The organism is Dyella sp. 01N36, from assembly GCF_056399745.1.
The window spans coordinates 1-6,045 of record NZ_JBFTRY010000199.1 but is presented as its reverse complement, the minus strand read 5'-3'; the positions used below and the strand labels follow the sequence as shown (position 1 = coordinate 6,045).

Annotated in this window: 5 protein-coding genes; all 5 read right to left on the bottom strand. The window is 64.0% G+C overall.

Going from position 1 to position 6,045, the window contains the following annotated elements; all coding sequences use genetic code 11:
• A partial coding sequence (locus AC1DMG_RS18895) for a formate dehydrogenase subunit delta (protein WP_477180898.1) occupies window positions 1-180 on the bottom strand: 180 nt, incomplete at its 3' end.
• Window positions 181-209: 29 nt separating this feature from the next.
• Window positions 210-1,043, bottom strand: a complete 834-nt coding sequence (fdhD, locus tag AC1DMG_RS18890; protein ID WP_441603534.1) for a formate dehydrogenase accessory sulfurtransferase FdhD — start codon at window positions 1,041-1,043, stop codon at window positions 210-212.
• A gap of 2 nt (window positions 1,044-1,045) precedes the next feature.
• The gene (fdhF, locus tag AC1DMG_RS18885) at window positions 1,046-3,928 is read right to left on the bottom strand and encodes a formate dehydrogenase subunit alpha (protein WP_477180897.1); all 2,883 of its coding nucleotides are present in this window, start codon (window positions 3,926-3,928) and stop codon (window positions 1,046-1,048) included.
• A gap of 224 nt (window positions 3,929-4,152) precedes the next feature.
• Complete coding sequence (locus AC1DMG_RS18880; RefSeq protein ID WP_477180896.1) at window positions 4,153-5,709, bottom strand: formate dehydrogenase beta subunit; 1,557 nt, start codon at window positions 5,707-5,709, stop codon at window positions 4,153-4,155.
• Window positions 5,706-6,045, bottom strand: a 340-nt coding sequence (locus AC1DMG_RS18875) for an NAD(P)H-dependent oxidoreductase subunit E (RefSeq protein ID WP_477180895.1), incomplete at its 5' end; no start/stop codon positions are given. The genes AC1DMG_RS18880 and AC1DMG_RS18875, both read right to left, overlap by 4 nt.

The window sequence follows — 6,045 nt, the reverse complement described above, 5'->3', positions numbered from 1 at the left end:
CAACTCACTCACAGCTTCTCGCGCGAGCGGAATCAAACCCTCGCCGCCTTCCGCGACATAGGCCTTCAACTGTCGCCGCATGCTCGGATCCCAGAACCGCTTGAGGTGGTCGCGCACGCTGATCACCGCCGCCGCGTGATCGGGTTCGACGGTGAAATAGGTGGCGATGTCGTTCGCCATGGTGACGAGTCGTTCGATGCGCATCGTGCTTACTCTGACACCGGCGGCAGCAGGCGGCCGGGATGGCTGTAGATATTGTGGCTGCCGGGCCGCGCAAAACCCACCAGGGTGATGCCGGCGCTGCGCGCCAGTTCGACTGCGAGCGCGGTGGGTGCGGAGATGGCGGCAAGCATGGCGATGCCGGCGCTGGCGGCCTTGGTGACCATTTCGTAGCTGGCGCGACTGGTCACCACGGCAAAGCCTTCGTTGACGTCGATGCCCGCACGTGTGATCGCGCCGATCAGCTTGTCCAAGGCGTTGTGGCGACCAACGTCCTCGCGCACCAGCAGGATGCGGCCTGACGCGTCGGCCCAGGCGGCTCCGTGCACCGCACCCGTCGCGAGGTTCACCGGTTGGCGGCTCTTGAGTTCGTGCAGGGCGATTTCCAGCGCCTCGCGCGTCACGGTGGGGCCGTCGCCCACGGAGCCATCGTGGCGAACAGCATTCTCCAGATCCCGCGTACCGCAGATGCCGCAACCACTACGGCCGGGCAGCAGGCGTTCCTGCTCGCGGCCGAGGTGGGCGCCATGCGCATTGTCGGTGACCCGCATGGCCAGCTCGATGCCTTCCAGCAAGGCGTGCACTTCCAATTGCAGCAATTGCGCGGGCTCGCTGATCAGGCGTTCGGTGAGCGAGAAGCCCAGCGCGAAATCGTCCAGGTCGTGCGGCGTCGCCATCATCACGGCGAAGGTCGCGCCGTTGTAGTTCATGGCGATGGGTATTTCTTCGGCGACGAAATCCTCTTCGTGCGTCGCCTCGCCATTGCGCCAGCGGTCGACGGCACGCACGGCATAGCCGCGCATCGCTTCGTCTTCGTCAGCCATGGTCAAGCGGGCTTCGCCGATTGTTCGAGCAACGCTTCCTGCGCCTCGGTGAAGGCGCGATAGCGCTTCTGCCACTCGGACGGCTGGTTGACGCGGGTCACCTGCACYGCGGTSACCTTGTAYTCGGGRCAGTTKGTGGCCCAGTCCGAATTCTCGGTCGTGATCACGTTGGCGCCGGAGYCCGGGAAGTGGAAGGTGGTGTAGACCACGCCGGGCTGCATGCGCTCGGACACGACTGCGCGCAGCACCGTTTCACCGGCGCGGCTCACGATGCCGACCCAGTCGTTGTCGACGATGCCACGTTCCTCAGCATCATGCGGATGGATTTCGAGGCGGTCTTCGTCGTGCCACATCACGTTGGCGGTGCGGCGTGTCTGGGCGCCCACGTTGTACTGACTGAGGATGCGGCCGGTGGTGAGGATCAGCGGGTGCTCGGCGCTCACTTTCTCGGTGGTCGCCACGTATTCCGTCAGCATGAAGCGGCCTTTGCCGCGCACGAATTCATCGACATGCATCACCGGCGTGCCGTCGGGATGCTCGTCGTTGCACGGCCACTGGACGGAACCCAGCTTTTCGATCTTGTCGAAGCTGACCCCATGGAACGTCGGAGTCAGTTCTGCGATTTCGTCGAGGATCTGCGAGGCATGCGTGTAGTTCATCGGATAGCCCATGGCCTGCGCCAGCAACTGGGTGATTTCCCAGTCGGCGTAGCCGCCCTTGGGTTCCATCACCTTGCGCACCAGCGACATGCGCCGCTCGGCATTGGTGAAGGTGCCATCCTTTTCCAGGAACGAACTGCCGGGCAGGAAGACATGCGCGAACTTGGCCGTCTCGTTGAGGAACAAGTCCTGCACCACGATGCATTCCATCGAGGTCAGCGCAGCGGTGACGTGCTGGGTATCGGGATCGGACTGCGCGATATCCTCGCCTTCGATGTACAAGCCCTTGAAGCTGCCATCCATCGCGGCCTCGAACATATTGGGAATGCGCAGACCGGGCTCGCCCAGCAGCGGCACGCCCCAGGCCTGCTCGAAGGACTGGCGGACGGTGGTGTCGCTGACATGGCGATAGCCTGGGAATTCGTGCGGGAACGAGCCCATGTCGCAGGAGCCCTGCACGTTGTTCTGKCCRCGCAGCGGATTCACGCCCACGCCTTCGCGGCCGATATTGCCGGTGSMCATGGCGAGGTTCGCAATCGCCATCACCGAGGTCGAACCTTGTGCGTGTTCGGTSACGCCCAGGCCGTAATAGATSGCRSCGTTGCCGCCGGTGGCATAGAGGCGGGCAGCGCCGCGCGCCAAGTCTGCCGGCACGCCAGTGACGCTTTCCATGGCCTCGGGACTGTATTTTTCCTGCGACACGAACGCGCGCCACTTGGCGAACGCTTCGGGTTCGCATCGCTGTGCGACAAAGTCCTCGTCGACCAGGCCTTCGGTGACGATCACGTGGGCCAGCGTATCGAGCAGGGCCACATTGGTGCCCGGGCGCAGCCGCAGGTGATAGTCGGCCTTGATATGCGGCGTGCGCACCAGATCGATGCGGCGCGGATCGACCACGATCAACCTGGCCCCGGCACGCAGGCGCTGCTTCATCTGCGAGCCGAACACCGGGTGGGCATCCGTGGGGTTGGCRCCSATCACCAGCACGACGTCGGTGCTGCGGATGGAATCGAAATCCTGCGTGCCGGCCGATTCGCCGAGCGTGGCCTTGAGGCCGTAACCGGTGGGCGAATKGCAGACGCGCGCGCAGGTGTCCACGTTGTTGTTGCCGAAGCCGGCACGCACCAGCTTCTGCACCAGATAGGTTTCCTCATTGGTGCAACGCGAAGAGGTGATGCCGCCGATGCTGTGCTTACCGTAGGTCGCCTGCAGGCGCTTGAACTCGCTGGCGACGTGGCCGATCGCTACCTCCCAGCTCACCACGCGCCACGGGTCGGAGATCTTGGCGCGGATCATCGGCGTGGTGATGCGATCCGGATGCGTGGCATAGCCGATCGCGAAGCGGCCCTTCACGCAGGAGTGACCATGGTTCGCATGGCCGTCCATGTTTGGCACCATGCGCACGATGTCCTGACCTTTCATCTCCGCCCGGAAACTGCAGCCGACGCCGCAGTACGCGCAGGTGGTGATCACGCTGTGTTCGGCCTGGCCTTTGTCGATCAGCGATTTTTCCGACAGGGTCGCCGTGGGGCAGGCCTGTACGCAGGCGCCGCAGGAGACGCATTCCGAATCCAGGAAGCGGTTGTTCTGGCTGGCCGAAACCTTGGACTCAAAGCCGCGACCCTGGATGGTCAGCGCGAAGGTGCCTTGCACTTCGTCGCAGGCGCGCACGCAGCGTGAGCAGGCGATGCACTTGGATGGGTCGAACGTAAAATACGGGTTGGATTCGTCCTTGGCTGCAAACAAGGGATTGGCGGTGCCGTCTGTTTGCTTGGGCTTGACGTGATTGGCACCGTCGTAGCCGTAGCGCACWTCSCGCAGGCCCACCACGCCGGCCATGTCCTGCAGYTCGCAGTKGCCGTTGGYGGGGCAGGTSAGGCAGTCGAGCGGGTGATCGGAGATATASAGCTCCATCACGCCRCGGCGAATATCGGCAAGCTTCGGCGTCTGCGTGGCTACTTTCATGCCTTCGCTCACCGGCGTGGTGCACGAGGCGGGATAGCCCTTGCGGCCTTCGATTTCCACCAGGCACAGGCGGCACGAGCCGAACGCATCGAGCATCTCGGTGGCGCACAGCTTCGGGATGCTGATGCCGGCCTGCGCGGCAGCGCGCATTACCGAGGTGCCTTCGGGCACTTCGATGCGGCGGCCGTCGATGTCCAGCGACACCATGGTTTGCGATGTCGATTTGGGTGTGCCGAGATCGATTTCGACGATGGACAGCATAGGGTGACTCCAGGGGGCCTATTTCAATTTTTTGGCCGAGCGTTCATTTCCCTCGCCGTCATTCCGGCGCAGGCCGGAATCCAGTAGCGAGGGTGCGCGGTTATCGCAAAAGAGCACGGCTAGCTCTGTCGCGGCGACCGATCCGTGCCGCTCCTGGATTCCGGCCTGCGCCGGAATGACGGTGAGTGGGGCGCCAGAGTTTACGCAGGACATGGTGCAGTCTCTCAGTTCACCGGCTCCGCCGAGCCCGCGAAATCTTCGTGGAAATGGTCCAGCGCGCTCAGCACGGGGAAGGGCGCCATGCCGCCGAGCGCGCACAGCGAACCTGCCACCATGGTCTGGCAGAGGTCGCGCAGCAGCACTTCCTCGCGTTGGCGTCCGGCATTGTCGCTGGTGAGCAGTCGATCGATCACCTCGACGCCACGGGTGGAACCGATGCGGCATGGCGTGCACTTGCCGCAGGATTCGATCGCGCAGAACTCCATCGCGTAGCGCGCTTGCGCCGCCATGTTCACCGTATCGTCGAAGACCACCACGCCGCCGTGGCCGAGCATGCCGCCGATGGCGGCAAAGCCTTCGTAGTCGATCGGTGCATCGAGCTGTGATGCAGGTAGATAGGCGCCGAGCGGGCCACCGACCTGCACCGCGCGCACCGGTCGGCCGCTGGCGGTGCCGCCGCCGTAGCTTTCGATCAGTTCGCGCAGGCTAAGCCCGAAAGCACGCTCCACCAGTCCGGGCCGTTTGAGATTGCCGGCCAGCTGGATCGGTAGCGTGCCACGCGAGCGGCCGCTGCCGTAGTCGCGGTAGTAGGCAGCGCCCTTGTCGAGAATGATGGGTACGGAAGCAAACGTGACCACGTTGTTGATCACCGTGGGCTTGCCGAACAGTCCATGGATGGCCGGCAGCGGCGGCTTCACGCGCACCTGGCCGCGCTTGCCCTCCAGCGACTCCAGCATCGAGGTTTCTTCGCCGCAGATATACGCGCCGCCGCCAAGGCGCACTTCCAGATGGAAGGCCTTGCCGCTGCCGCGCACATTGTCGCCGAGATAGCCGTTTGCCTCGGCGGCAGCGATGGCTTCCTTCAGCGCATGGTGCGCATGCGGATACTCGACACGCAGATAGATGTAGCCGCGCGTGGCGCCCGCCGCGATGCCAGCGATGGTCATGCCTTCGATCAGCACGAACGGATCGCCTTCCATGATCATGCGGTCGGCATAGGTGCCCGAGTCGCCTTCATCCGCATTGCAGGCGACATATTTCTGCACGGCCTGAGCATCCAGGCAGGTCTTCCACTTGATGCCGGTGGGGAAGSCTGCGCCGCCACGGCCGCGCAGGCCTGAATCGGTCACGGTCTGCACAATCTCGGCGCCGCTCATGCGCAACGCCGCTTCCAGTCCGCGATAGCCGCCGTGCGCCATATAGTCGTCAAGGCTGCGCGGATCGACGATGCCGACGCGTGCGAAGGTGAGGCGCTGCTGGTTCTTCAGATAATCAATGGATTCGGTGAGGCCAAGCGCGAGTGCGTGCGCGCCGCCATGCAGAAAGTCGGCATCGAACAGTGCAGCGACGTCTTCGACCTGCACTGGACCGTAGGCGATGCGTCCTTCCGATGTCGCCACCTCGACCAGCGGTTCCAGCCAGAACAAACCACGCGAACCATTGCGCACGATTTGGACGTCAACGCCACGACGCTCGGCTTCAGAAGTGATGGCAACGGCCACGGCTTCAGCGCCCAGCGAAAGGGCACTGGCATCACGCGGCACAAAAACAGTGAAGCTCATGAAACCTCCGCAGCGAGCCACGCATCGAAACGTTCGGGCGTGACCCGACCCTTCAACTCGCCATCCACCATCATGGCCGGCGAGCACGCGCAGTTGCCTAGGCAGTAGACCGGCTCCAGCGTGTAGCGGCCGTCCTGGGTCGTCTCGTGAAAGTCTACGCCCAGGCGCTGTTTGACGTGTTTTTCCAGCGTGACGGCGCCCATCGCCTGGCACGACTCGGCACGGCACAGATAGATCACGTGCTCGCCCGCCGGCTGCTGCCGGAAGTAGTGATAAAAGCTGATGACGCCATGCACATCAGCCCGCGAGAGATTCATCTCGCGGGCGATGAGGGGC

Bases quoted from the DNA above. Each gene is read 5' to 3' on its own strand.
- fdhD (WP_441603534.1), bottom strand. From the start codon at position 1,043: ATGGCTGACGAAGACGAAGCGATGCGCGGCTATGCCGTGCGTGCCGTC.